Annotated in this window: 26 protein-coding genes and 1 other annotated feature; of the genes, 15 read left to right on the top strand and 11 right to left on the bottom strand. The window is 41.4% G+C overall.

The window, feature by feature from the left end; translation table 11 throughout:
* Positions 1-145 precede the first annotated feature (145 nt).
* Positions 146-1147: a catabolite control protein A gene (gene ccpA, locus AKG37_RS03945; protein ID WP_024424851.1), complete on the top strand. Its 1002-nt coding sequence runs from the start codon at positions 146-148 to the stop codon at positions 1145-1147.
* 40 nt (positions 1148-1187) lie between these two features.
* Here ccpA and AKG37_RS03940 read toward each other — a convergent pair whose 3' ends face one another.
* Genes AKG37_RS03940 through AKG37_RS03930 form a run of 3 tightly spaced genes read right to left on the bottom strand, consistent with a single transcriptional unit; the run spans position 1188 to position 3658 of the window.
* Positions 1188-2348 carry an acetoin utilization protein AcuC gene (locus tag AKG37_RS03940; RefSeq protein ID WP_060697645.1) on the bottom strand — a complete coding sequence of 387 codons (1161 nt, stop codon included), beginning with the start codon at positions 2346-2348 and terminating at the stop codon, positions 1188-1190.
* A complete protein-coding gene (locus AKG37_RS03935) occupies positions 2345-2986 on the bottom strand; it encodes a CBS and ACT domain-containing protein (protein WP_060697644.1) in 642 nt (213 codons plus the stop codon). Before AKG37_RS03935 ends, AKG37_RS03940 begins: the two co-directional genes overlap by 4 nt.
* Positions 2987-3025: 39 nt before the next feature.
* Positions 3026-3658, bottom strand: coding sequence for a GNAT family N-acetyltransferase (locus tag AKG37_RS03930; protein ID WP_060697643.1), 633 nt, complete (start codon positions 3656-3658; stop codon positions 3026-3028).
* 155 nt (positions 3659-3813) lie between these two features.
* Here AKG37_RS03930 and acsA point away from each other — a divergent pair, with 155 nt between their 5' ends.
* The gene (gene acsA, locus AKG37_RS03925; protein ID WP_060697642.1) at positions 3814-5538 is read left to right on the top strand and encodes an acetate--CoA ligase; all 1725 of its coding nucleotides are present in this window, start codon (positions 3814-3816) and stop codon (positions 5536-5538) included.
* A gap of 60 nt (positions 5539-5598) precedes the next feature.
* Positions 5599-5837 (top strand) — a binding site (T-box leader).
* 53 nt (positions 5838-5890) lie between these two features.
* The gene (gene tyrS / locus AKG37_RS03920; protein WP_060697641.1) at positions 5891-7159 is read left to right on the top strand and encodes a tyrosine--tRNA ligase; all 1269 of its coding nucleotides are present in this window, start codon (positions 5891-5893) and stop codon (positions 7157-7159) included.
* 114 nt (positions 7160-7273) lie between these two features.
* Here the strand turns inward: tyrS and AKG37_RS03915 are convergent, their stop codons facing one another.
* The gene (locus AKG37_RS03915; protein WP_060697640.1) at positions 7274-7615 is read right to left on the bottom strand and encodes an antibiotic biosynthesis monooxygenase family protein; all 342 of its coding nucleotides are present in this window, start codon (positions 7613-7615) and stop codon (positions 7274-7276) included.
* Between the two features lie 271 nt (positions 7616-7886).
* Here AKG37_RS03915 and AKG37_RS03910 point away from each other — a divergent pair, with 271 nt between their 5' ends.
* The 3 genes from AKG37_RS03910 (at position 7887) to AKG37_RS03905 (ending at position 9308) form a co-directional block, all read left to right on the top strand.
* Positions 7887-8465 (top strand): esterase/lipase family protein, encoded by a 579-nt coding sequence (locus AKG37_RS03910; RefSeq protein ID WP_413597980.1) that lies wholly within the window; start codon positions 7887-7889, stop codon positions 8463-8465.
* Between the two features lie 73 nt (positions 8466-8538).
* A complete protein-coding gene (locus AKG37_RS19265; RefSeq protein ID WP_273700870.1) occupies positions 8539-8670 on the top strand; it encodes a hypothetical protein in 132 nt (43 codons plus the stop codon).
* Between the two features lie 71 nt (positions 8671-8741).
* Positions 8742-9308: a cysteine hydrolase family protein gene (locus AKG37_RS03905; protein WP_060697638.1), complete on the top strand. Its 567-nt coding sequence runs from the start codon at positions 8742-8744 to the stop codon at positions 9306-9308.
* A gap of 51 nt (positions 9309-9359) precedes the next feature.
* Here the strand turns inward: AKG37_RS03905 and AKG37_RS03900 are convergent, their stop codons facing one another.
* From AKG37_RS03900 to AKG37_RS03890, 3 genes are all read right to left on the bottom strand, one after another.
* Positions 9360-9908 carry a hypothetical protein gene (locus AKG37_RS03900; RefSeq protein WP_060697637.1) on the bottom strand — a complete coding sequence of 183 codons (549 nt, stop codon included), beginning with the start codon at positions 9906-9908 and terminating at the stop codon, positions 9360-9362.
* A gap of 266 nt (positions 9909-10174) precedes the next feature.
* Complete coding sequence (rpsD, locus tag AKG37_RS03895; RefSeq protein WP_060697636.1) at positions 10175-10777, bottom strand: 30S ribosomal protein S4; 603 nt, start codon at positions 10775-10777, stop codon at positions 10175-10177.
* A 299-nt stretch (positions 10778-11076) separates the two neighbouring features.
* Positions 11077-11574, bottom strand: a complete 498-nt coding sequence (locus AKG37_RS03890) for a GAF domain-containing protein (protein ID WP_060697635.1) — start codon at positions 11572-11574, stop codon at positions 11077-11079.
* A gap of 126 nt (positions 11575-11700) precedes the next feature.
* Between AKG37_RS03890 and refZ the strand changes: the two genes are divergently transcribed.
* Positions 11701-12366 carry a forespore capture DNA-binding protein RefZ gene (gene refZ, locus AKG37_RS03885; RefSeq protein WP_060697634.1) on the top strand — a complete coding sequence of 222 codons (666 nt, stop codon included), beginning with the start codon at positions 11701-11703 and terminating at the stop codon, positions 12364-12366.
* On the opposite strand, the gene hisJ is transcribed toward refZ, so the two are convergent.
* The gene (gene hisJ / locus AKG37_RS03880; protein WP_060697633.1) at positions 12336-13151 is read right to left on the bottom strand and encodes a histidinol-phosphatase HisJ; all 816 of its coding nucleotides are present in this window, start codon (positions 13149-13151) and stop codon (positions 12336-12338) included. The genes refZ and hisJ overlap by 31 nt on opposite strands.
* Before the next feature lie 338 nt (positions 13152-13489).
* Between hisJ and ezrA the strand changes: the two genes are divergently transcribed.
* On the top strand, positions 13490-15193 hold the full coding sequence (gene ezrA / locus AKG37_RS03875; protein ID WP_060697632.1) for a septation ring formation regulator EzrA: 1704 nt from the start codon (positions 13490-13492) through the stop codon (positions 15191-15193).
* Between the two features lie 40 nt (positions 15194-15233).
* Here ezrA and brnQ (AKG37_RS03870) read toward each other — a convergent pair whose 3' ends face one another.
* Together brnQ (AKG37_RS03870) and brnQ (AKG37_RS03865) are read right to left on the bottom strand one after the other, a co-directional pair.
* Positions 15234-16577 (bottom strand): branched-chain amino acid transport system II carrier protein, encoded by a 1344-nt coding sequence (gene brnQ / locus AKG37_RS03870; protein ID WP_060697631.1) that lies wholly within the window; start codon positions 16575-16577, stop codon positions 15234-15236.
* Between the two features lie 203 nt (positions 16578-16780).
* Positions 16781-18124: a branched-chain amino acid transport system II carrier protein gene (gene brnQ / locus AKG37_RS03865; RefSeq protein WP_060697630.1), complete on the bottom strand. Its 1344-nt coding sequence runs from the start codon at positions 18122-18124 to the stop codon at positions 16781-16783.
* A 185-nt stretch (positions 18125-18309) separates the two neighbouring features.
* Between brnQ (AKG37_RS03865) and AKG37_RS03860 the strand changes: the two genes are divergently transcribed.
* The 5 genes from AKG37_RS03860 (at position 18310) to AKG37_RS03840 (ending at position 23508) form a co-directional block, all read left to right on the top strand.
* Positions 18310-19452 (top strand): cysteine desulfurase family protein, encoded by a 1143-nt coding sequence (locus AKG37_RS03860; protein ID WP_060697629.1) that lies wholly within the window; start codon positions 18310-18312, stop codon positions 19450-19452.
* 4 nt (positions 19453-19456) lie between these two features.
* Complete coding sequence (thiI, locus tag AKG37_RS03855) at positions 19457-20662, top strand: tRNA uracil 4-sulfurtransferase ThiI (RefSeq protein WP_060697628.1); 1206 nt, start codon at positions 19457-19459, stop codon at positions 20660-20662.
* Between the two features lie 88 nt (positions 20663-20750).
* A complete protein-coding gene (locus AKG37_RS03850; RefSeq protein ID WP_024424829.1) occupies positions 20751-20963 on the top strand; it encodes an alpha/beta-type small acid-soluble spore protein in 213 nt (70 codons plus the stop codon).
* 226 nt (positions 20964-21189) lie between these two features.
* Positions 21190-22770, top strand: a complete 1581-nt coding sequence (gene mbcS / locus AKG37_RS03845) for an acyl-CoA synthetase MbcS (protein ID WP_060697627.1) — start codon at positions 21190-21192, stop codon at positions 22768-22770.
* 123 nt (positions 22771-22893) lie between these two features.
* The gene (locus AKG37_RS03840; RefSeq protein ID WP_060697626.1) at positions 22894-23508 is read left to right on the top strand and encodes a LysE/ArgO family amino acid transporter; all 615 of its coding nucleotides are present in this window, start codon (positions 22894-22896) and stop codon (positions 23506-23508) included.
* A 124-nt stretch (positions 23509-23632) separates the two neighbouring features.
* Here the strand turns inward: AKG37_RS03840 and AKG37_RS03835 are convergent, their stop codons facing one another.
* Positions 23633-24064, bottom strand: a complete 432-nt coding sequence (locus AKG37_RS03835) for a MarR family winged helix-turn-helix transcriptional regulator (RefSeq protein ID WP_060697625.1) — start codon at positions 24062-24064, stop codon at positions 23633-23635.
* Positions 24065-24181: 117 nt separating this feature from the next.
* On the opposite strand from AKG37_RS03835, the gene AKG37_RS03830 reads away from it, so the two are divergent.
* On the top strand, positions 24182-24769 hold the full coding sequence (locus AKG37_RS03830) for an NAD(P)H-dependent oxidoreductase (protein WP_060697624.1): 588 nt from the start codon (positions 24182-24184) through the stop codon (positions 24767-24769).
* 105 nt (positions 24770-24874) lie between these two features.
* A complete protein-coding gene (locus AKG37_RS03825; protein ID WP_060697623.1) occupies positions 24875-26227 on the top strand; it encodes an amidohydrolase family protein in 1353 nt (450 codons plus the stop codon).
* The last annotated feature ends 35 nt before the right edge of the window (positions 26228-26262 follow it).

The following is a 26262-nucleotide window of genomic DNA, read 5'->3' as shown; positions in this document are numbered from 1 at the left end:
TGTCATTTTGATGTAGATTGAAAAATTATGTGTCTCTTTTCATCGTTTTAATGACAAATAGGATATTATTTTCCTCGTATCTGACATGTCTCTAATCAATTGGTGAATGCTATAGATATGAAGTGTATTTGAAGGAGTGATTTATGTGAATAATGTTACAATATATGATGTAGCAAGAGAAGCAAATGTAAGTATGGCAACGGTATCACGTGTAGTGAATGGTAATCCGAACGTAAAACCAACAACAAGAAAAAAGGTGCTTGAAGCGATTGATCGCCTAGGCTACCGTCCGAATGCAGTGGCACGAGGCCTTGCAAGTAAAAAAACAACGACAGTCGGGGTAATCATCCCAGATATCTCAAGTATTTTTTATTCAGAGCTTGCACGTGGTATTGAAGATATCGCGACGATGTATAAATACAACATCATTTTGAGCAACTCAGATCAAAATACAGATAAAGAGCTTCATTTGTTAAATACGATGCTCGGCAAACAAGTAGACGGGATTGTCTTTATGGGCGGAAACATCACAGATGTGCATGTGGAAGAATTTAAGCGCTCTCCTGTGCCGATTGTTCTTGCTGCATCTGTTGAAGAGCAGGCTCAAACTCCATCCGTCAACATTAACTACGAGCAGGCGATTTATGATTCAGTTCAGCTATTAGTTGAAAAAGGACATAAACGAATCGCATTCGTATCTGGTCCAATGTCAGAACCAATTAATTCAGTGAGAAAGCTTGCGGGTTATAAACGTGCGCTTGAAGAAGCGGGCATAGCGTTTGACGATGCCCTCGTCGCTGAAGGTGATTACTCTTATGATTCTGGAATTGAAGCACTTGCTCATCTGCTTGAGCAGTCTGACAAGCCGACAGCTGTTATTGCGGCTACAGATGAAATGGCTTTAGGTGTCATTCACGGAGCACAAGACAGAGGTGTATCCATTCCTGAAGATTTAGAAGTCATTGGCTTTGATAACACAAGACTTTCTCTCATGGTGCGTCCTCAGCTGACAACAGTTGTTCAGCCGACATATGATATTGGTGCTGTCGCAATGAGACTACTGACAAAGCTGATGAACAAAGAACAAGTAGACGATCAAATTGTTGAGCTTCCGCACAGAATTGAAGAAAGACAATCAACAAAATAATACAAAAAGCAGGCTTTCCCTCATAGGGAGCCTGCTTTTCTTATGTTTTTTTCTTTTCTCTTCTGACAGGCATGAGTGCTTTTTCTACTGTTTGAGCATTCTTTTCTGTGATCTCTGCCTTTCTTGGGATCGGTGGATATAAATCGTCAGGGTCTCTCCACGCGGGTGGAAGGGTGACAGGCGATTGCTTATTCCATGTTTGAATCCAGTCCTGAGGAAGCTCAGTCGGCGGTGTAATACCTTTCATCTCAAGCCAAATGCGTCCCCACGCTCTTGGAACGACGCGCCAAATATCATATCCACCTCCACCAACAGCAATCCATTTACCATCACAATATTGATGTGCAAGCTCATGGGCAAGTCTAGGAATTTCCTCATATATTTTCATGGTAGCAGATAAATGAGTTAACGGATCATAGTAGTGTGCATCCGCCCCGTTTTGAGTCAAAATCACATCTGGTTTAAAAAAAGCAGCAATCTCAGTCACTGCTGTTCGGTATGCTTCGAGGAACGATTCGTCCTCTGTAAATGCATCGAGCGGAATATTATAGGCGAAGCCATATCCTTTATCATGACCTCTTTCCTGTACTTGTCCAGTTCCAGGGAACAAGTAGCGTCCCGTTTCATGAATGGAAACCGTACATACCTCTGGGTCGTCATAGAAGCTGAACTGTACACCATCGCCGTGATGAGCATCCGTATCAATATATAAAATTCTTGCGCCATATGTCTTTTGAATATATTGAATGGCCACAGAGCTGTCATTATAAATACAAAAGCCAGATGCACGTCCTTTGAATCCGTGGTGGAGCCCGCCGCCAAGATTGAGTGCATGCTGCGAATGACCGAGCATCACTTGATCAACCGCTGTTAATGTTCCGCCAACAAGGAGAGATGCCGCCTCATGCATGCCAGCAAACATCGGTGTATCCTCGGTGCCAAGACCGTAGCGTTCACCCTCTTCTGTAGACAGCTTTCCTGCACTTGCCCGCTGCACAGCTTGGATATAATCTGCTGTATGGACAAGCTTTAATTCTTCTAGAGTAGCCATACGAGGTGCGACGATCTCATCGTCTGTTAATGCCTTCATTTTTTGAAGGAGATCGTACGTTAAGTAGACACGAAGCTGATTGAAGGGATGATCTTGGTGAAACTGGTACGTTTGAAAAGATGGTGAAAAAACAAAGGTCGCTTCCTTCATTTGATCGTCTGCTCCATAGGCCAGAGCACCTTATAGCCTTTTGCACGAATCAGCTTCGTCACATGATCTGCATGAATGGTTTGAAGGCGGAATACGAGCACTTTAGAGGCATCATTTGCATGCGGGTATACAAGCACACTCAGCATTTGAATATGCTGCTCCTTTAAAATGGCCGTAATATCTGCGAGGCCTTCTGTCATCTGCTCCACTTCAACCTCTAAGTGTGATCCAGGCTGATCTGCACCTGTCAGTTTGACAAACGTACGAAGCAAATCTGTCTTTGTGATAATGCCTACAAGCTTTCCGCGTCTCACCACTGGAAGGCAGCCAATACCGTGCTCGAAAAAGACACTTGAAATCTCCTCAACAAAATCAAGCGGGTGAGCAGTGATTGTCTCTAATACCATGATCTCTTCAACAGGGCGCTGAATAAAGAGCTGTCTTTTTTCTGTTTCGAAAATACTTGGACTGGCATTTTTAATATCCCGATCTGTCACCATCCCAATGACAGATCCTTGATCAGATACGATCGGAATATGCCGAATGTGATGTGCACTCATCTTTTGAATGGCTTCTTCAATCGTATCGGTTTTTCGCAGCGTGATCACATCACGCTCCATAATTTGTTCAATCATCATTGTTTACCAATCCCCTTTGCCAAAAAAACGAATTGAACGTTAATACATAAAGCGCTGATGGAATCGAAGACGATCGAAACGCTCAATTGAATCAGGACTCACATGTTTGCCGATTCGGGCCATTAAACAATTGGCAGGGTGTGAGCTGATCTCAGGCTCGTCTGTTGCAAACCAGACAAGGCCGCCTGCGTTCATCATTTTCTCCATCATTTTGCGGTACTCCCACACATTTTTCTTTGTCCCCTTTAAATCCCAATGCCAGTAATATTCAGTTGTAATAATGATGTAATTCTCCATTTGTTCATCCATCATGCTCACATCAAGTAAATGCTTGCCAAGCGAGCATCCTCTAAATGGAGGGGCGACCTCAATTGCGCCAAGCTCAATTAAATTGTCCATGTTGCCCTCTGACCAGCGCTCAAGCGGATCAGGGTACAAATACGTGACATAGCCTACGACAAGCTCATCCACTCTTGCAATGATAATACGTCCTTCTGGAAGATTTGCTATTTCAACAAGTGCTTGTTTCTGTTCCTCAGGCGTGCGAAAAGCCGTTAGTCCTTCATGAAACGTGTAATTCGCAAGCGCTGATGCAGATACCGGTCCTTCAATGAGGATGGAATCTGTTTCTCGCTCAATGGTTTTTGAATAATAAGTTTTAGGATGCTCCACGTATCCACCGCCTCAAATTCTAGTGAGTCGTCTCTATTTTATCTTAAATCTTGCAAGAATTAAAACGGTTTCACTATAAGTTTTTTAAAAATTGAGAAAAAAAGTCATCTATACTATAATGGTCATTGTAAACGTATGCAAAGGGGGACTGTTTGATGAAATTGGAAACGCTACCATCAGTAAAAGGGGATTATCATTTACATGATTATGAGCAGGCATACAAAGATTTTTCATGGGAGGAAGCAAGAAAACATTTCTCTTGGTATGAAACAGGAAAAATAAATGCAGCCTATGAAGCGATTGACAGACATGCGGACTCGTTTCGTAAGAACAAGGTGGCGCTTCACTACAAAGATTCACAGCGGGATGAAAAGTATACGTTCAGGGATATGAAAATCAATACGAACAAAGCGGGAAATTTATTCAGAGAAAAGGCACATGTGCAAAAAGGGGATCGCGTGTTTATCTTTATGCCAAGATCACCCGAGCTCTATTTCCTTCTACTTGGTGCAGTCAAAATTGGTGCAATCGCTGGTCCGTTATTTGAGGCATTTATGGAAGGAGCCGTCAAAGACCGTTTAGAAAATAGCGAGGCAAAGGTCATCGTGACAACACCTGATCTGCTTGAGCGAATTCCATTTGCAGAGCTTCCGAAGCTTGAATCTGTCATCATTGTTGGTGGTGAAAATGAAGACATCGATGGTGTGCGGACAATTCACTATGAAGACGCATTTGAAGAGGCAGCAAAGGAACTTGAGATTGAATGGATGGATGAAAAAGACGGCTTCCTGCTACATTACACATCAGGATCAACCGGTACGCCAAAAGGTGTACTTCATGTCCATGGTGCGATGGTGCAGCAAGGCCAGACTGGTAAATGGGTGCTTGATCTGAAAGAAAATGACGTTTATTGGTGTACAGCTGATCCAGGCTGGGTAACAGGCACAGTGTACGGTATTTTTTCACCGTGGTTCAATGGGGCAACGAATGTGATTTTAGGCGGCAGGTTTAATCCAGATACGTGGTATGAAACCATTGAATCACTTGGTGTGACCGTCTGGTACAGTGCCCCGACCGCCTTTAGAATGCTGATGGGGGCAGGGGATGATCTCATTCAAAAATATGACCTCAGCTCGCTTCGTCATGTTTTAAGTGTAGGAGAGCCTCTTAATCCAGAAGTCATCCGCTGGGGAGATGCTGTATTTGGCAAACGAATACACGACACTTGGTGGATGACAGAAACCGGTGCACAGCTAATTTGTAATTATCCATGCATGGACATCAAGCCAGGCTCGATGGGAAAACCAATTCCAGGCGTAGAAGCGGCGATTGTGGATAATGCCGGAAATGAACTTCCACCATACCGGATGGGCAACCTCGCTATTAAAAAAGGCTGGCCTTCTATGATGCATACGATCTGGAACAATCCTGAAAAATATGAATCGTACTTTATGCCGGGAGATTGGTATGTTTCAGGAGATTCAGCTTATATGGACGAAGACGGATACTTTTGGTTCCAGGGACGTGTCGATGATGTCATCATGACTTCAGGAGAGCGGGTCGGTCCATTTGAGGTGGAAAGTAAATTAGTCGAACATCCGGCCATTGCAGAGGCTGGTGTCATTGGAAAGCCAGATCCAGTCCGCGGCGAAATTATTAAAGCATTTATTGCGCTCAGAAGCGGATATGAGCCGACAGATGAGCTGAAAGAAGAGATTCGTACCTTTGTGAAAAAAGGACTCGCAGCACATGCAGCACCGCGTGAAATTGAGTTTAAAGACAAACTGCCAAAAACACGAAGCGGAAAAATCATGAGACGTGTGCTAAAGGCGTGGGAGCTGAATTTACCGGCTGGCGACCTTTCGACAATGGAAGATTAACATTTTTTCATCAGTTGACTTGATATCGAAAGTATGTTAAAAATGACATTAGTTGAATATGAAAAGGTTTTGACTGAGATTCAGTAGAATCATCTTTCCCTGTCCAAGAGAGCTGACGGCTGGTGCGAGTCAGTACAAAGAGATATTCGAATTACCCTCACGAACCGCTTTTACGAAAAGGAGCATATATGTTGCCCTGATTAGTGAAAGAACGGATCTATCCGTTATCAGTGTAAGTGAAAAGACAAGGTTTTTTGTCTTTTAAGCAGGGTGGTACCGCGATATATATCGTCCCTTCGTTCATTCGAAGGGGCGTTTTTTATGTTGAATTGTAAAAAAAGGAGAATTGGATATGAGTCAATTGATGGAAGAGTTATCATTCAGAGGATTAATTCAGCAGCAAACAGATGAAGAAGGCTTAACAAAATTATTAGCAGAAGAGAAAATCAAGCTTTACTCCGGCTTTGATCCGACAGCTGACAGCTTACACATAGGTCACCTATTGCCAATTTTAACATTACGCAGATTCCAGGAAGCAGGTCATCACCCGATTGCTCTTGTTGGCGGCGCGACTGGACTAATCGGCGACCCTAGCTTTAAAAAAGCAGAACGTTCACTAAATCCAGCAGAAATCGTAGAGCAGTGGACAGAGAAAATCAAAGGACAGCTGTCGCAGTTTCTTGATTTTGAAGCAGACGTAAACCCAGCTGTTATCGTCAATAACTACGACTGGATCAGCCAAATGAATGTCATCACGTTCCTTCGTGATATTGGAAAGAACTTCGGTGTGAACTTCATGCTGGCAAAAGATATCGTCAGCTCACGTATTGAAACAGGAATCTCGTACACAGAATTCAGCTACGTGATCCTGCAATCTTTAGACTTCTTAAACCTTTACAGAAATGAAAACTGTAAGCTGCAAATTGGCGGAAGTGACCAGTGGGGCAATATCACATCTGGACTTGAGTTAATCCGTAAGTCTGAAGCAGAAGGGGCAAAAGCATTCGGTCTAACGATGCCGCTTGTCACAAAAGCAGACGGAACAAAGTTTGGTAAAACAGAAGGCGGCGCTATCTGGTTAGATAAAGAAAAAACGTCTCCTTATGAGTTCTACCAATTCTGGATCAACACAGATGACCGTGATGTCGTGAAATACTTAAAATACTTTACGTTCTTATCGAAAGAAGAGATCGCATCGTACGAAGAAAAAGTGCAAACAGCACCTGAAAAACGTGAAGCACAGCGCCGTCTAGCAGAGGAAGTGACAACGCTTGTACATGGCCGGGAATCACTAGAACAGGCAGTCAACATCTCAAATGCGCTATTTAAAGGTGAGATCAAATCTCTTACAGCTGAAGAAGTGAAAGTAGGCTTTAAGGATGTTCCATCAATGGAGAAAAGCAGCACAGAAGAATTAACACTTGTCGATGTACTTGTGGAATCAAAGCTGTCTCCGTCAAAACGTCAAGCACGTGAAGATATTACAAATGGTGCTGTCTCCATCAACGGAGAGAGACAAACCGATAAAGATTATGTCCTTTCAACTGAAGACAGAATTGAAAACCAATTTACTGTCTTAAGAAGAGGAAAAAAGAAATACTTCCTTGTGACATATAAATAAATCTTAATAAAACAACAAAAGCACCTCAAATGTAGGTATACATTGAGGTGCTTTTCTTTTTTAGAAATAGGAATCAAGCTGATGTTGGCTGATTATTTTACAATCGTTTGCTTCTTATTCAAGGAGTGAATTTTCGTTTGTATAAGCATGTTCGACCTTGCAAATACGGGTGGTATAGGATTCATACCAATCTGCTTTCCCCTTTTTCTGAACACGCTGATGTGCTGTATGTGCTTTCCATTCTTTGATTGCTGTTAATGAATCCCAGTAAGAAACAGTGATCCCAACACCATGTTCATCTCGTACACTTTCAATTCCAAGAAACCCGTCTAAGTCTTTCGCTAATTCTTCCATTTTTTGAGCAGCAGCAGCGTATTCTTTCTGCTCGACATTTGTTCGTTTTGATGTAAAAATCACGGCATAGTAGGGTGGGGCAGGTGTTTGCCTAAATAGCATCTAGTAGAACCTCCTTTTGTCTATTCGTATTATATATGAAAGAAAATAGATCTCGTAGTCTTTTAGGTTTGATTTAAAAAAGTCCAAGATGCTTTTTGATTATTTATAGTGCTGTTTAATCATTTCATAAATATTACCTTGTTCACTTTTCTGACATATTTATATTATATAAAATAGAGGGGAATAAGATGAATAAGGGGGAATGAAAGTGATTCTATTTAAGAAAAGAAGTTTGCAAATTCTCGTTGCACTTGCATTAGTTATTGGTTCAATGGCTTTTATCCAGCCGAAAGAGGTGAAGGCGGCTGAGCATAATCCGGTTGTGATGGTGCATGGTATTGGTGGTGCCTCTTATAACTTTGCTTCGATTAAAAGTTACTTGGTTGGACAAGGCTGGGATCGAAACCAATTATATGCTATCGATTTCATAGACAAAACAGGAAATAACCGCAACAATGGTCCGCGTCTATCTAAATTCGTCCAAGATGTGTTAAACAAAACGGGTGCCAAAAAAGTAGATATTGTGGCTCATAGTATGGGTGGGGCGAACACATTATACTATATTAAAAATCTAGATGGCGGAGATAAAATTGAAAACGTTGTCACAATTGGTGGAGCAAACGGACTCGTTTCAAGCAGAGCCTTACCAGGCACCGATCCAAATCAAAAAATTCTTTACACATCCGTCTATAGCTCAGCCGATCTCATCGTCGTTAACAGCCTTTCTCGTTTAATTGGTGCAAAAAACGTCCAAATCCATGGCGTTGGACATATTGGTCTATTAACCTCAAGCCAAGTCAAAGGGTATATTAAAGAAGGACTGAACGGCGGAGGACAGAATACGAATTAAATAATGAAAAAAGACAGCAGGCTTATGCTGTCTTTTTTGATGTCACGCGATATACGACAGCTGTTAGATGAAGATGATCAAATCAGTTCAAGTAGGTGAGGTGCTGTCTAACTGCATATCAATCATTGGGATCTATTACATCATGGCCAGTGTGTGGTTTGTTTTTGGATGCAAAAAACAAGCAAAACAGGATGAAGAGAAATAAAAACATGTACAAAACCTTCACCATTACTTACACTACATGTAGTGAATAAGAATCTTCGGAGGTGGGCGTTTGTGCAAACGAATCAAAAAGCTTTAATCATTGTTGATGTACAAAAGGCGTTTGAGCATGAAAAATGGGGAGAACGGAATAATCTAGAGGCAGAGAAGAATATCAGCCGTCTATTAACATTTTGGAGAGAGAAAGGCTGGAAAGTGATTCATATTCAGCATACAGCTGACAATCCGGACTCTGTATTTCATCCGGCAAATGAAGGACATCTTTTCAAAGAGATTGCCAGACCGCTAGAGAAAGAAATGGTCATCCAAAAGAAAGTCAACAGCAGCTTTATAGGCACAAACTTAGAGGAACAACTAAGATCAAACCAGATTGACACTGTCGTGATCGCAGGACTCACAACACCTCACTGCGTATCAACAACAACAAGAATGAGCGGAAATCTTGGCTTTGATACGTACCTAATCTCAGATGCAACAGCCGCCTTTGGACTAACAGATCAAACCGGTACATATTTTGACCCAGAAACGATCCATCGGCTCTCACTTGCAACACTGCATGATGAATTTGCGACGGTCCTGACAACAGAGCAGCTACTCGCAAAATGGACAAGTGAAGAATGAACGGTTTAAAGCTCCTAGTAAAATATCTAGGAGCTTTTTTTCATACGAAGTCTATGTGTCTAGCGATTGTTTACGTTGCTTCATACGTGAGTAAACGAGATCAATTTCAATAAATATAAAGCTGACAAAGAATGATAAGATCAATATGCCGGAATCCCCTATCGATACATTCATTAAATTTAAGTAAAGGACATACTTGATAGAGAGATGTAAAACGATCCAAGAACTTACCCATTCCAAAGCATAAGTGAGCCATACAGGAAGTTTAAGGAGATAAGCCAGTCCTTTTCCTATGAATAGAAGGACTGGTGACCAAAAAACGACGATGACACTCACTAACAAAGAGAAAGAGATCAAAGAAAAAAACGAATCGTACGTGATGGTTTCTCCAAAAAGAAAATTCACACCTAAAACGGTGATGTATAGCAATATACTAGGAACGGCGATCACAAAGCAGATAGAAAAAAAGAGCAGGAAGATAAACAGACTTGCAGCAAATCTATTGGGTGGTTCATCTATGATTTGTTTTTTTCTTAAAAGAGAATAGGCGATCATTGCTAAGATTAAAAGTAAAAATAGAATGATTGTGATACTATACATGGAACTCCTCCATCTGCGTACTATAGAAGACCAAACGACTGATATGTCATCTATCAATATTGTACCAATAGAAAAAAGGCAATTCAATGAAATATTACCTATATTTGTATATAAAAATTAAGACAGGTTTAATTGAAGTAAGAATGAGGGTCTGTCATACATTCGTTTTTACGTTATATAATTTACGCGAAACAAAAAACCCTAGAAATCCTTGAACAATCAAGGTATCTAGGGTTTGTTTGCTCTCTCTTAGAGAAGTAATGAAATTAACGAGAGTAGAACTCAACGATTAGTTGTTCGCTGATTTCAGGCGCTAATTCAGAACGCTCTGGAAGACGAGTGAAAGTTCCTTCAAGCTTTTCAGCATCGAAAGAAAGGTATTCAGGAACGAAGTTGTTAACTTCAACTGATTCTTTCACTACTGAAAGGTTTTGAGATTTCTCACGAAGAGCAATCGTTTGACCTGGTTTCACAGAGAAAGATGGGATGTCTACACGGCTTCCATCAACAAGGATGTGACCATGGTTTACTAGCTGACGAGCTTGGCGGCGAGTACGAGCAAGGCCAAGACGGTATACTAGGTTGTCAAGGCGAGTTTCAAGAAGGATCATGAAGTTTTCACCTTGTTTACCAGGAAGTTTAGCAGCTCTGTCATATAGTGTACGGAATTGACGTTCGTTGACACCGTACATGTGACGAAGCTTTTGCTTCTCTTGTAATTGTAAACCGTATTCAGATAGTTTTTTGCGTTGTCCTGGACCATGTGGGCCTGGAGCGTAAGGGCGTTTTTCAAGTTCCTTACCTGTTCCGCTTAATGAAATGCCTAAACGGCGGGAAATCTTCCAACTTGGACCTGTATAGCGAGCCATAATGTGACTCCTCCTTATTGTTTTTATTTGTGAAAAATAAAAACCGTCTGTTCTTCCTCTTTTTCGTCATTATGTTTTCATGCATCCTCGCTCCAGCAGCAGGGAGTTACAAGATGCACCTTCTATAGAAGGAACAAAATGATACAAAAAAGCCGAACAAAAAGGCTGCCATATTTCACACAAACTCTATTATATGACGCTGGATAGGAGAAGTCAACCTATTTAGAGGCAGAAGTGAACTTCACCATCAAACAAAGGAAAATAAAAAAGCAGACAATGTGTCTGCTTTTTCTATTCGATTATGCATCCAAAGAGACGGATAACGCCTGTTGAAGAATCTCTGTAAATTGAATAAGGTAAGTCTCATCTACTTCACTGAAGCGGTCTTTCACTGGGCTGTCAATGTCGAGCACCCCAATGATTTCTCCATTGACCTTGAGCGGAATGACAATTTCAGATTGTGATGCTGCATCACATGCAATATGTCCAGGGAATGCATGCACATCAGCGATACGCTGCACTTCACCTGTCGCAAACGCTGTACCGCAAACGCCTTTACCAGAAGGGATGCGCACACATGCAGGCAGTCCGTTAAACGGTCCAAGCACAAGCTCGCCGCCCTTTGCCAAATAAAAACCTGCCCAATTGACTTCAGGAAGTGAGTGATAGAGCAGCGCAGCTGCATTTGCCAAATTGGCAATCAGGTCAGGTTCACCATCAGTAATGGCTTCTACCTGTTTAACAAGCAATTGATAGTCTTTTGACGGATCGCCAGACTGTTTTTCGACATGAAACATGAAAATCTCCTACTTTCTATCTTAAAAATACATAACTTGCGTCTCGTATGTGGGATTTGTCGAGCAATTGTAAAAGGAACTTCCGCCTTCATCTTGAAGTATGTACTCATGAAGAGGGGTGAGCGGATGAAAACATCAACAAGTGTGCAAACAAAAGACCGTATTATTGATGCTGCCATCAGACTATTTAACCAAAAAGGATTTTCTGGAACCTCTGTCCGTGAGATTGCGAAGGAAGCAAACGTCAACGTTGCCCATATATCTTATTACTTTCAAGGAAAAGGGGGGCTGCTTGAACAGCTCGTAGCCGATTTTTATGAAGGCTACATTCACATGATTGAAACACATATCCATCACATGGAAACCCGTCACGCAAAAGAATGCTTACTTCATGTGGTTTTTGATATTTTATCTTATCAGCACGAGCACCGTCAATTAACCCGTTTCGTTTATCGAGAGGTGACGATTGATTCGACGCTCATTAGAGAAATCATGTCGACATATTTAACAAAAGAAAAGTATTTGTTTCAGCTGATCATCGAAAAAGGAAAAAGCACCCATGTTATTTGTGAGCAGCTTTCACTTTCATCCTTTATGATTCAGCTGAAATCACTTCTCATGATGCCATATTTACAGCCGCAATATTTAACAGAGGTGCTTTATCTGAATCCAAGTGAGCCGTATTTCTATCAAATGTACTTTAAGGAGCTGAGCCGCTCACTTCATCATCTGCTAGAACCAAAAGAGCCGGCATTAGATTCTCATCTCAAGCTCATGATGTCCTCGAATTGATCATAAGCATATCCGAGATCTTCCGCTTGATGGGCATCTGACCCGAATATGAGCGGAATTTTTTTCTGTTTTGCAAGATCAATCATCCATTGATCTAAATAGATACTTCTGGCATATGTTTTACGAAGACCTGATGTATTAAAATCTAAGGACATGCCTTTTTTTGCCGTTTCTTCTAGACAAAGGGTGACCTTTTGACAAAGTTCTGATGACATCTCATATGGGAAAAGCTGTTTGAATTTCTGGACAAGGGTGATATGACCGATTCTCTTTGGCTTATAGGGACCCAAAGATGATAGAATGGAAGAATGAATTTGGTCATAGTAGCTTTGATAGACCTGTTCGATGCTGCCATAGATGCTTATTAGCTGCTGGAAAGCATGCTCGTCAAAATCAAGGCAAATATAATTATCGCCAGCAGGAAGAAAGTGAACAGATAAAATGCCGTCGTCTAGTTCTGGACCGTAGCAGTCTAAAAAGGCTCTTGTTTCCTCTTCATACTCTTTGATATAGTCAACCTCTAGCCCAGTTTTTACTATTAATTGTCCTTTGTACTCTTGTTTCAGCTCAGCAAGTTTTGTGAGATATGCTTCAAGGTCTTGGAGCTTCATGGCACTATCCTGCTCAGGTGTTGGGTCCTGAAACGATGGAGGCAGCGGGGCATGCTCGGTAAAGGTTATGGAATCAAATCCCTTTTTGATGGCTTTTTCAATATAAGAATGAAAAGGATCAAGCGAGCCGTGCGGGCAAAATGGTGTGTGTAGATGTGCATCTTGTTTCAGCATGTCGTCACCTCTTGTTGATATTTTGAAAAACGTAATGTTTATCAGCGAAAATAATGAAAAATCATGACCCAAAATGCTGGTTACATGGTATCATAATAACAATGAAAACGACAGCTTCCGCATACATAAAAGCAGGTCACATCGATACGAGTGATCAAAAGATAGAAAGCGCTCAAATACTTTCTTGAAAAAACATACATAAAACCGTGAATGGATGGTATTGGAAAACATACGATCCTGCTTATAAAAACAATTGCAAAGCGGACACGAAAGGGTTCTCAGGTCTACTCGGGACACTTTACCCTGACATCACTTAGATCACAACAAGGGGGCTCATTATGGAGTTAATCATCGGTTTAATTGTCATTTTGCTTGCTTTGTTTTCAGTCGGTTATTTCCTGCGAAAAAATATATATAAAGAGATTGACCGATTGGAAGCATGGAAAATTGAAATTTTAAACAGATCAATTGTAGAAGAAATTTCAAAAATCAAACATTTAAAAATGACCGGAGAAACAGAGCAATTTTTTGAAAGATGGCGTGCAGAGTGGGACGATATCGTCACAGCCCATCTTCCAAAGGTAGAGGAGCTATTATATGATGCAGAAGAGTATTCTGATAAATATCGATTCTCCAAAGCCAAGCAGGTTCTAACGCACATTGAGGACTTGCTGAGTGCTGCTGATTCGAACATTGAAGACATTTTAAAAGAGATTGCAGACCTTGTCACAAGTGAGGAGCAAAATCGCAAAGACATTGAAAAGGTCAAAGAACAATATCAAACGGTTCGAAAAAATCTGCTTGCGTACAGCCATTTATACGGCACCCTTTATGACAAAATGGAGCAGGACTTAGACGAGGCATGGGAAGGGATCAAGCAGTACGAGGAAGAGACAGAAAACGGCAACTACATGAAAGCAAGAAAGATTTTGCTTGAGCAAGACCGCAGACTCGATCAGCTTCAACTGTATATCAATGATGTACCGAAGCTCATTGCAGACTGTAAACAAACCGTACCAGGCCAGCTGACGAAGCTGAAAGACGGATATAAAGAAATGACAGACAAAGGCTACAAGCTTGAGCACATCCAGATCACTAAAGAGCTTGAGAACTTAAACAAACAGCTGACCCGTGCGGAAAAACTGCTTATTGATGAACTCAATATGGATGAGGCATCAAACATTTTGCAAATGATTGATGATGCGATTCAGACACTGTATGATCAGCTGGAAGCGGAAGTAGAAGCAGGTCAGGAAATCAAAAGCAAAATGCCTGAGCTGACGGAAGCATTTGAAAAGCTCGAGCAGGATCACACCGAAACAAAGGCAGAAACAGCTCTTGTGAAAGAAAGCTACAAACTGACAGCCGGTGAGCTCGATCAACAGAAGGCGTTTGAAAAACGCTTAGAAGAAATCGAAAAGCTGATGAAACAAATTCGTGAGAAGCTCGATCGTGACCATGTAGCATATTCATTATTAATGGATGAGATCCATCAACTGGAGACCTTTATCGATGATGCAAAAGCATTGCATGACACGTTTAAAGAGCATCTTCAATCATTAAGAAAAGAAGAATTACAAGCGAGAGAAACACTGGCTGAGCTCAAAACGATGCTGACAGATACAGTACGCCATCTGCAAAAAAGCAATATTCCGGGTGTACCTGCTGACATAAAAGAGCGGGCAGAAAAAGCACAGGAGATGATTCAGCAAGTGCACGAGCAGCTGGAGAACCTGCCGCTCAATATGCCGGCTGTGAATCAACAATTAAAAGAAGCCTCTGACACAGTAAGAAATGTCGTGGGTGAAACAGAAGAAATGCTCACTAAAGTTGATCAAATTGAACGAATCATTCAATACGGCAATCGTTTTAGAAGCCAAAACCACATTCTTTCAGAACAATTAAAAGAGGCAGAGCGAAAATTTTATGCCTATGATTATAACGGTTCATTTGATGTAGCAGCAGCTGCTGTGGAAAAAGCATCACCTGGAGCGGTTCAGAAGCTTTTAGCTCAGCAAGAAAAAGAATATCAGCATCAATAAAAAAGCTGAAGTCCATTAATAGGACTTCAGCTTTTTTGTATTATGACGCCTGTTCCTGACGTTCTTCTGAAGCAGAAGAAGTGAAAAGTGAGATCACAAAACCGATGACGACTCCAAGTATCGCAGGGACAAGCCAGCCAATGCCAAGATCATAAAAAGGCAGCACTGTTTGGAAGATGTCTTTTACTGGACCGATCGGAAGTTGTGCTGCGGCTAAGCCGTCAAATAAGCTGACGCACCCTGTTAAAATTAACGAGAGGACATATACTGGTCTTCTATGTCCAAGCCATTTATCAGCAAGTGATAGAACGATGATCACAATCGCCAGCGGATAAATCGCTGTTAAGACTGGAACAGAGAAAGCAACAATATGAGCAAGTCCAAAGTTAGAAATGATGAAACTAAATAATGTAACAAGTGTCACGACCATTTTATAAGAAAGTTTAGGAAGTAATTTTGAGAAATACTCTCCGCATGAAGTGACAAGGCCGATACTTGTTGTTAAACAAGCGACTGTAATCGCAGCACCTAACACGATATTTCCTAGACTGCCGAAAAGGAATTGAGAAGACTGAGCCAAGATTTTGCTGCCGTCTCCAACGAACCCAATGGCATGTGTACTAGAAGCACCTAAATACGCAAGTGATAAATAAACGAAGGTTAATCCGGCAGCTGCAATCAAACCAGCTTTGATACAAGCAGAAGCGAGTGCCTTTTTACTTGTTACGCCGCGTCCTTTAATCGCATTGATGACAACAATTCCAAATACTATAGAAGCAAGAGCATCCATCGTTTTGTAGCCCTCTAAAAATCCTTTGAAAAACGATCCATTACTATATGATACATCTGGAGTACCAATTACACCCATCGGGGTCAAAATTGCTTTCACAATGATAATCAAGATAATCGTAAATTTAATCGGTGTTAAAATTTTCCCAACACGATCCACGATTTTCGTTGGATTTAAAGCAAGATAATACGTAATACCAAAAAAGATAAGTGTAAATAAAAGAAGTGATAGCCAAGGTGGTATACTTGATAAAAATGGCAATGCACCAATCTCGTATGAGACCGTTCCTGTACGCGGAATAGCGAACAGCGGTCCAATAGATAAATATAAAATAACAGTGAATGCTGTTCCAAACACTGGGTGTGCCTTATCTGCAAGTCCTTTTGCATCACGCCCTGTTAAAGCGATCGCAATAATTCCAAGAAGAGGTAAACCGACACCCGTTAATAAAAATCCGCCCATAGCTCTCCATACGTTTGTTCCTGCATACTGGCCAAGCTCTGGTGGATAAATCATATTTCCGGCGCCGAAGAATAGAGCAAATAGCATAAAACCGATAATAACCGTATCTTTCGTCGACAATGTTGCCTTCATTGAATATAAAGCCTCCAATATTATGTTGAAATATTCTGTTAATTAGTTGCTAAAACCGTTCTTCATTAACATTCACTAATTATAAAGGATGTACGCCTGATGTCAACATCTGTTTTCATACAAAAGTCATGAATTTTTCTATATTAGTATATGGAGAACAATAAAAAACATCCCCTTCACCTATGGAAAGGGATGTTTGAAGCTTATGAAGCAAGCTGTTTAGGCGGACTTGTGAATAAGGAAATGAGTAGGCCGACAATGGCTCCTAGAACGGCAGGGATGGCCCAGCCGATTCCAAGCTTGTATAAAGGAACCACTGCTTCTAAAAATTCATGTAACCCGCCAAGCGGTATCTTCGCTGCCACTAATCCGTCGATCACAGCAAAGATACCTGTAAAGATGAGTGAAACGATATAAATGATTCGTCTTCCGTTGATCCAGCGATCAAGAAAAGATAAGAGAATGATCACGATGGCTAGCGGATAAATTGCAACAAGAACCGGAACAGAGAGCGAAATAATTTGCGCCAGTCCAAGGTTCGCTATAAATGTACTAAATAAAGACACAATCAAAACAACTGTACGATACGATAAACGAGGGAAAAGTGTCGAGAAATATTCCCCACATGATGAGACTAGTCCAATACTTGTGGTTAAACATGCAAATAAGATCGCAGCCCCTAACACCATATTTCCAGCAGAACCAAATAAAAAGTTCGCCGCAAGCGAAAGGAGTTTACCGCCATCATTTGCCCCGACCATTCCTGTTGCCTCAGGACTGGATGCTCCGACATAAGCAAGTGATATGTACACAAGGGCTAGTCCAGCAGCTGCGACAAGTCCTGCTTTAATACAAGCGGATGCAAGAGATTTACGCTCTGTAATACCACGCTCTTTCACAGCTGTAACAACGACAATTCCGAAAACGATTGAAGCAAGAGCATCCATCGTTTTATAGCCTTCTAAAAAGCCGGTAAACAACGGGCTTCCTTCATAGGATGGATGGGGACTGCCAATTCCACCCATTGGTGTCGCGATTGCTTTTATCACAATTAAAGCAATGACAGCGAGTAAAATTGGTGTTAAAATTTTACCGATTCGATCAACAAGCTTCGATGGATTTAAAGCAAGGGCATAGGTAATGCCGAAAAAGGCAATTGAGAACAACAATAATGGAATCCATGATTCAGACTGGGCTTCAGAAAGAAACGGTGCCAGTCCAATTTCATATGAAACTGTTCCAGTACGAGGAATCGCAAAAAACGGCCCAATGGATAAATATAAAATGACGGTGAAAATGGTACCAAATGCAGGATGCGCTTTATCAACAAGCCCTTTTGCTCCAGTTCCTGTCAGGGCAACGGCGATGACGCCTAAGAGCGGAAGTCCAACCCCTGTTAGTAAAAACCCACCGATCGCAAGCCACACGTTTTCACCTGCGTATTGTCCAAGTACAGGCGGGAATATCATATTGCCTGCGCCGAAAAAGAGTGCAAACAACATTAAGCCAATGGCTAATGTGTCTGTTTGACTTAACTTATTTTTCATAAGGTTACCCCCTTATTATTTTATTTTTCAACCATATTTAAATATTCTGTCAATTATGGATGAAATATGACAATGGCACTATGCATGATATAGTGAATTGATTAGGTTGTCAATATACCGCTTGGTTTTCAAAAATAAGGGATTTTGATGATGTCAGTTAAATGCAAGAGGATAAGGAGTTCGTCATGATGTATCTTGATAATAGTGCAACAACAAAACCGTACCCAGAGGTTTTACAAGTATATCAGCAAGTGAGTGAGCGTTATTTTGGAAATCCATCTTCGCTTCATCAGCTAGGAATAGATGCAAGCCGGCTGTTAAACGAAACGAGAAAACAAATGCTTCACTATACAGGCTTGAAACAATATGAGATTATTTTTACTTCAGGTGCAACGGAAGCGAATAACATCGCCATTAAAGGAGCAGCTCTTGCCAAAATGAATCAGGGCAAACACATTGTGACCACAGCAATAGAGCATCCCTCTGTCATTGAATCATTTGAACAGCTGAAGGCTTTATTTGGCTTTGATATCTCCTATATTCAAGTAAATGAGCATGGCCATGCAGATATAACTCATTTAAAAGAGGTGCTTCGCCCTGATACAGTGCTTGTCAGCATGATGCACGTCAATAACGAAACAGGTGCCATTCAGCCGATTGAAGAGGCAGCTGGCATCATTCGTGAGCATACTGGCAGCGCGCTATTTCATGTCGACGGTGTGCAGGGGATGGGCAAGGTAGCTCTCAGTAAACAGCTGGATGTGGATCTTCTGACGATGTCAGGCCACAAAATTCACGGTTTAAAAGGCACAGGAGCGCTCTTTTTAAAGAAAGGTGTCGTTCTCGCTCCTTTCATTACTGGAGGAGAGCAGGAATTGGGACTGCGTTCGGGAACTGAAAACCCTGCTGGAGCTGTCAGCTTAGCGAAAGCCATGAAACATTCATTTGAACAGCTCGAAAAGCATCATGATGAGATGCTGGATTTAAAAACGCAGCTGCAAAAACAGCTTGGAGAAATAGAAGGCATTGTCATGAACACACCGCTGACGCAAAGTGCACCGCATATTGTAAATTTTTCAGTACCGGGTATTCAAATTGAAGTTCTCCTCCATATGCTTGAAAAAGAAGGGATGTATGTCTCGACAACATCCGCCTGCTCAGCCAAGAAAAAAGAGCCGAGCCGTGTACTGCTTGCCATGGGAAAACCAGAAGAAGTGGCGAAAAGCAGTATGAGAATCAGTTTGACGTATGGACAAGGACCAGAGCTAACGCCGCAAATCATCACATCGATCGCACAAAGTGTGAAAAAATTAAAAGGAATGAGATAACAGCATGAAATATGATCATATTTTAGTCCGTTTTGGTGAGATCTCAACAAAAGGGAAGAATAGAAAGAAATTCATTGAAAAACTAAGACAGCATATCCGGTTCGTTTTAAAGGATTTTGAAGCATTAAAGTACGCTTCTGATCGAGATCGTATCACGATTATGCTGAACGGAGAAGACCCTGAACCGATTTCAGAACAGCTCAAAAGTGTATTCGGCATTCAAAGCTTTAGTCTGGCAGTAAAATGTGAGACGAATCTAGATGCGATTAAAGAAGCGGCACTAACAGCGATTCAAGAAGTGTATGAACAAGGAAATACATTTAAAGTCTCCACGAAACGCTCTTATAAACAATTTGAACTTGATTCAAATGAAATGAACCGCGAAATTGGCGGACATGTTCTAAGGAATACGGAAAACTTAACGGTTAATGTGAAACAGCCGGATGTACATTTACGCATTGAAATCAGAGAGCAAGCAACGTACATTACTTTTAAAGATGTCAAAGGTGCAGGCGGCCTGCCGGTTGGTTCAAGCGGAAGAGCGATGCTCATGCTTTCAGGTGGCTTTGACAGCCCAGTTGCCGGCTATCAAGCAATGAAACGCGGAATTCAAATTGAAGCTGTGCATTTCTTTAGCCCGCCATATACAAGTGAACGCGCCAAGCAGAAGGTCATTGATCTTGCAGAATGCCTAGCAGCATATGGAGGCGAAGTGAAGCTTCACATCGTACCTTTTACAAAAATTCAAGAACTGATCCACAAACAAGTACCTGAAAACTATACAATGACATCGACAAGAAGAATGATGCTGAAAATAGCTGACAAAATAAGAGAGAAGCGTGATGCTCTTGCCATTGTTACCGGTGAAAGCCTTGGTCAAGTCGCAAGTCAGACACTTGAAAGCATGTATGCCATTAATCATGTGACCAATACACCAATTATCCGCCCGCTTATTGCTGTTGATAAAAATGACATTATTGATGAAGCGAGACGAATTGGAACATACGATACAAGTATTCAGCCTTTTGAGGATTGCTGTACAATTTTTACGCCACCGTCTCCTAAAACAAAACCAAAGCTTGAGAAAGTGGAACGCTACGAAAGCTTTGCTGATTTCGAGCCGATGCTGGATGAGGCAGTGGAGCAAATGGAAACAATCATCGTGACAAATGAACAGAAAGCGGCAGACGAATTCGCTGATTTATTCTAAATAAAAATTTCATAATAATTACCATAAAATCAATCGCATGAAGTCATGTGTTTCTACACATTCTATATTCACAAGGAGGTGAGAACACATGGCTCAACAAAACAGACAAAGCAGTTCTAACCAATTACTAGTACCAGGCGCTGCACAAGCAATCGACCAAATGAAGTACGAAATCGCTTCTGAATTTGGTGTAAACCTTGGTGCAGAAACAACATCTCGCGCTAACGGATCAGTTGGTGGAGAAATCACTAAGCGTCTTGTATCTTACGCTCAACAACATATGGGTGGCGGATCTTTCTAAGACACACAATTAAAAAGCTATGGCTTATGAGCGGGATCATTCCCGCTCTTTTCTTTTTGTACTTATAAATAGTTAGAATATTTTCAAAAAAGAAGACGGATTGAAAAAATTATGGCATAATACTAGGAGTAGGTCCTAATTCAAGCATTTTTCAGTTATGAGTGTTAGAATAGGTAAATTGAAACATGTTTCGTTTCATAAGAAAGAGGCTAAAAGGAGCTGTACCATGAAAAGAGAAGACTTAATTGCACCAGAACAATATAACTTAGTCAGTGAGATTGAAGCGTTCAGTCATGACAAGGAGAAAATGGCCCTGCACTGGCAGGATGGAAATGGCCACGAAGCGCATGTGACATATGCAGCCTTAGTGGAAGAGGCAAATAAAATTGGACATGTTTTATTAAATGCAGGCTTTAAAAAAGGCGATAAAATCATTGTGATGGTGCCGCGCATGCTAGAGGCATACAGCATTTATTTAGCGATTTTGAAAACAGGAATGGTTGTCATTCCTTGTTCGGAAATGCTGCGTGCGAAAGATTTAGATTACCGAATTGAACACGCTGAAGCAAAGGGAGCGATCGTTTATTCTTCATTCGTTCAATCGTTCGACGGAACCAAACAGCCAAACGATTTTAAAACATTCTCAATCGGTGAAAACGATCATGGCTGGACAAACATTCTAGCGCAAAAGGAAGAGCAATCAAACGAACTTGAGTTGGCAGATACTAAGCGCACAGACATGGCTTTTTTATCCTATACATCAGGTACAACAGGTAACCCTAAAGGGGTTGTTCATACACATGGGTGGGCGTATGCACATTTACGTACAGCTGCCAAAGCATGGCTTTCCATTAATGAAGGAGACAAAGTGTGGGCGACAGCAGGACCAGGCTGGCAAAAATGGGTGTGGAGTCCTCTCTTATCTGTGTTAGGAAGTGGAGCGGAAGGCTTTGTATACGGAGGCAAATTCAATCCAAATACATACTTAGAGCTGCTTCAAAAAAATGAAATCAATGTCCTATGCTGTACACCGACAGAATATCGCTTTATGGCGAAAGTAGATGATTTGAGCCAGTACGCGCTGCCGAAGCTGCATAGTGCTGTTTCAGCAGGAGAGCCGCTGAACCGTGAAGTCATTGATACATTCAAAAAGCATTTCGATATAGAAGTACGAGATGGTTATGGCCAAACTGAAAGCACACTGCTTGTAGGAGTGCTAAAAGGAATGGAAATCAAACCAGGAAGTATGGGGAAACCAACCCCTGGCAATGAAGTGGACATCATTGATGAGGACGGAAACGTCTGCGCTCCTGGAGAAATTGGTGACATTGCGGTCCATCTCGAAACACCGGCTCTATTTAAGGAATATTACAAAGATGAAGAGCGTACAAAGGCGCAGCGCCGCGGGAATTACTTTATTACGGGTGACCGTGCGAAAAAAGACGAAGATGGGTACTTCTGGTTTGAAAGCCGCAGAGATGATATCATTGTCAGCTCAGGCTATACAATTGGACCGTTTGAAGTAGAAGATGCGCTGATCAAGCATCCAGCAGTGAAGGAATGTGCGGTTGTGGCGAGCCCAGATGAAATCAGAGGATCCATCGTCAAAGCATATGTCGTCCTTCGTGAGGGAACTGATCAAAGTGATGAACTGATCAAAGAGCTGCAAACACATGTGAAAAACACAACAGCACCTTACAAATACCCAAGAGAAATCGAATTCATTGACGAACTGCCAAAAACACCGTCTGCGAAAATTCGCCGTGTAGAGCTGAGAGAAAGAGAGCTTGCACGAAAAGGTAAATAATGATTAAAGAAAAGCGTTTGGATGGAAGCATCCAGCGCTTTTTTTGTACAAAATCATCGAAAGCGAATACGAGGTTTTATGTTAAAATGTGTAGGAATTGCTGAAAAAGGAGAATGTTAGAAGATGTTCATTGCGATCATTCATGGAATTGTGCTTGCCTTTGGTCTCATTTTACCCTTGGGGGCGCAAAATGTATTTGTATTTCAACAAGGTGCGCTTCAGCCACGATTCTATCGGGTGTTGCCTGTCATCGTCACTGCTGCTCTATGTGACACATTTTTAATTACTCTAGCTGTCATTGGGGTTTCCGTCGTTGTACTCACCATCCCTATCTTGCAAGTCGGCCTTTTTATCATTGGATTTTTCTTTTTACTTTATATGGGATGGTCCGTATGGAATACAAGCTCAACATCAGGTGATCAAGAAAAGCTGGAATTAATGCCTGCGAGAAAACAAATTGTATTTGCCTGTTCCGTTTCATTATTAAATCCTCATGCGATTCTCGATACCATTGGTGTCATTGGGACGAATTCACTTCAATATAGCGGGGCAGAAAAGCTGGCGTTTACAATCGCCTGTATCATTGTGTCCTGGTTATGGTTTATTGGGCTTGCTCTTTTAGGGAAAATGCTAGGTAAATTAGATACAAACGGCAAGTGGATGAACCGTATTAATAAGGCTTCAGCGGTTATGATTTGGCTTGTTGCGCTATACATTGCGTACCAATTGATTGTGTAAAGGTACTTAGAGAGTAAAACAAAGAAGCGTTTGGATGTAGAGATCCAGCGCTTTTTTGTGTGCAAGTTGACGGTGCAGCCACCCAATTTTGCATGAGAATAGCGCTCATGCTTTTTTCATTAGGTCATTTTTTGAATATCGTTTGATTTAATAGGCGGAGAGCTTGTACGATGTCATCCATTTGTTCTATATCTGATGGAGATAGGCTGTCTATGATCATCCTTTCGATATGCTGGAATGCCTCGTTCATACAAGTACGGCCTTTGTCAGAAAGCATAATGACTTGCTTTCGTTTGTCGTCTCGGTCTTCTTCTTTATCAATGAATTGTTTTTCGTAAAGCTTTTTTAGTTCTCTGCTGACATTTGGAAGAGACATATGCTGACAGTCTGCGATTTCACTAGGGGTAAGCGGTTCGCTGACCGCTAACTGCTCTAAAATCAAATATTGTAAGGTTGTTAATTCCGGTGGTTTGACTTTGCTCATCAGATCATGTTTTAACTCTGAAAAAGTAGAAGCAAATGCTACGAATTCGTTGAAGAAATGTGGATGTTGCATGTTAATCACCTCCTATGTAACATATCAAATTTATTATCAAAAAACAATTATCATTTGACAACAAAGTACGTGGGATGTATTATTTAATTATCAAATGATAACTAAAGGAGAAAAAACATGAATGTCCTCATTATTTATACTCATCCTCATCACAATAGTTTGAATGGTGCTTTTTTCAAAGAAATTGTCAGAGGCAGTGAAGAAAATCCAATCGTTCAAGAAGTGAAAATCATTGATTTATATCAAGAAAAATTTGATCCTGTCCTCGTTTTTAATGAAGAGAAAAGAAGGCGTGATATGCATAAAGACCCTGATATTCGCGAGTATCAGGAGAAGATCAAATGGGCGGATAAAATCGTGTTTGTTTATCCAATTTGGTGGGGGCGGCCGCCAGCTATGCTGTTTGGCTTCATTGATCGTCTGTTTGCTGCGAATTTCGCCTATCGTCAAACAGGCGGATTGCTGCCAGAAGGTTTATTAAAAGGGAAAAGCGCCGTTTGTGTATCGACGATGCAAGGACCGACCAATTATCCTTTGTTCTTTTTACAAAATGCACACAAGATGTTAATGAAAAGAGCGCTTTTACAATATGTCGGGATCAAACCTGTGAAGTTCTTTGAGTTTGGTATGATGGAAAGTCCAAAAGGAAAACATGACATCAAATTAAAACGCATATACAACTATTTCAGAAACATCAGCTCATAAATTAATAGGATAAGTCACTTTCCTTCTAATTTGATCCTGTTCTGTTTTAAAATGACAGTGAGGGTGGGGGTTACTCATCCTCGTCATTTGAAAAGGGGGATATGGATGAAGAAAACATTGTTTAAAGATGCAGCTATCTTAACACTTGATCCATCTTTAGGTTTTTTGGAAAAGGGAGATTTATTAATTGAAGGGGCACACATTTTAGAAGTCGGACCTTCCATTGAAGCACCTGATGCTGACATGATCGATGCGTCCGATATGGTGATCATGCCAGGTCTTGTGGATACACATCGGCATGTGTGGCAGTCTGTTATCAGGGGCATAGGAACAGATTGGTCATTGCAGACATATTTGAGCAAAATATATTATGGCAATTATGGAGCGATGAGACGCCCATCCGACGATCGAATCGCAAATTATTTAGGGGCATTAGAGGCTTTAGATGCAGGCGTGACAACGTTTTTAGACTGGACGATGATCAATTCAATGGATCATACAGAAGAGCTCATTGGAGGATTAAAAGATGCGGGCATTCGAGCTGTATTTGCTTTTGGCTCCTCTGGAGATGCTGAATATTGGGATCGGGAGAGTACGCTCACCAATATGGAGTACGCAGCACGTGTGAAAAAAGCGCATTTTCAATCATCAGATCAGCTTTTAACAATGGGACTTGCGATTCGCGGCCCAGAGTTTTCTTCATGGGAGACGTCGGTATTTGAAATTGAAACAGCTCGGTCTCTAGATGCTCTATGCAGTATGCACATCGGCTTTGGAAATTGGGGAGCGGAGGATCGATCGATTGAGCGGCTTCACAAAGCAGGGCTGCTCGGACCGGATTTGAACATGGTGCATATTAACGCAATCGATGCGGATCAAATGAAGATGCTGGCAGACAGCGGAAGCTCTATCTCCATTACCCCTGAAATTGAAATGATGATGGGTCACGGTTATCCTGTCACAGGACTCGCGATTGAACAAGGTGTTCTTCCAACGCTCGGTGTAGACGTAGTGACAGCGACAGGCGGAGATTTGTTTGCCCAAATGAAATTCGGTCTTCAAGCAGAGCGCGCAATTCAAAATCAATCGTTGTTGATGGATGGGATCATGCCGGGACCTGAACTTGGGTTGTCTGCTCATCAAATGCTTGAGGCTGCGACGATCAATGGGGCTCGTGCATTACAGCTTGATCATAAAATTGGGTCGCTTACACCTGGAAAGGAAGCTGATTTCATTTTGATCGATCGGACAAGCATGAATCTTCTTCCGGTGACAGATCCAGCTGGAGCGGTTGTTCAAACAGCACATCCTTCTAATGTTGATTCTGTTTATGTGGCTGGAAAAGCAGTGAAACAGAACGGGAAGCTTGTCGGTGTGGACCTTGAAGAGGTCAAACGAAAAGCTTATGCGGCAAGAGACCATATTTTATCACACAAGTTTGAATCAACTCCATCATAAATAAAAAACCCCATAGGCAGCTGCCTATGGGGAAT

The organism is Bacillus australimaris, assembly GCF_001307105.1.
GTDB classification, from domain to species: domain Bacteria; phylum Bacillota; class Bacilli; order Bacillales; family Bacillaceae; genus Bacillus; species Bacillus australimaris.
Note: the sequence above shows the minus strand (reverse complement) of the source record. Positions and strands in the feature narration are given on the sequence as shown.